Source organism: Paenibacillus phytohabitans, assembly GCF_013141775.1.
Taxonomy (GTDB): domain Bacteria; phylum Bacillota; class Bacilli; order Paenibacillales; family Paenibacillaceae; genus Paenibacillus_AQ; species Paenibacillus_AQ phytohabitans.
This window is the reverse complement of record NZ_WHOB01000007.1, coordinates 1-798: the sequence shown is the minus strand read 5'-3', so window position 1 is coordinate 798 and position 798 is coordinate 1. Positions and strand designations below refer to the sequence as shown.

The 798-nt window shown below is 57.5% G+C and carries 1 protein-coding gene; it reads right to left on the bottom strand.

Annotated features, from left to right (window positions below; all coding sequences use genetic code 11):
- Window positions 1–798 (bottom strand): extracellular solute-binding protein (locus tag GC101_RS00200; RefSeq protein WP_171715642.1); only part of this gene is annotated, 798 nt, incomplete at both ends.

The following is a 798-nucleotide window of genomic DNA, read 5'->3' as shown; positions in this document are numbered from 1 at the left end:
GGTCGCGTTGATCCATTTCACCGCGTCCTCCGGATGCTTCGACGCCTTCGGCACGAACGTCAGACGGTCGAATCCAGCATTGCCCGAGAAGCCCGCTTCCCCCGACGGTCCCTTCAGCGCCGAGACGAAGGCGAACTTCGCATCCGGGATGTTCTTCGTCAACGCCTCGGCGATCCCGCCGATATCCGCCCAGTGGACGATAATCGCTCCGGCTTTGCCGCTGGTGAATTTCTCTTTGGCGGTGGCGTCCTTGTTCACGACGAATTCCTTGTCCAGCAAGCCCTGCTTGTAGAGATCTGCAGTATAGGTGATGTAGTCCTTATACGCCGGGTCTAGCAGGCGCGGTACCAGCTGGCCGTCCACATCATTCCACGTATTCGGCATACCGAACGCGCCGACCAGGTTATCCAGCATCGGCAGGTCGCCGCGGATCGTCAGCGGTACGTTCTGGTCGCCGTTGCCGCCCGGGTCCTTCTCCTTGAACGCCTTCAGTACCGTGGTCAGTTCATCGGTAGTCGTCGGCATCTTCAGCCCCAGCTTATCCAGCCAGTCCGTGCGAATCAGGATGCTGCTGTTCACTTTATAAGTGACCACTACAGGGATAGCGTACAGCTTGCCGTCGATCTTCAGCGCGTCCATCGACTCCTGGGAGATCGCCTTCTTGATATTGGGACCGTATTCCTCAATGAGCGGCGTCAGATCGACCAATGCGCCTTTTTGCGCATAATCGGAATAGAGCGCCATGTCATTGTAGGTGGTGATCACATCGTAAGGCTCCCCGGAGGACATAATCAGGTT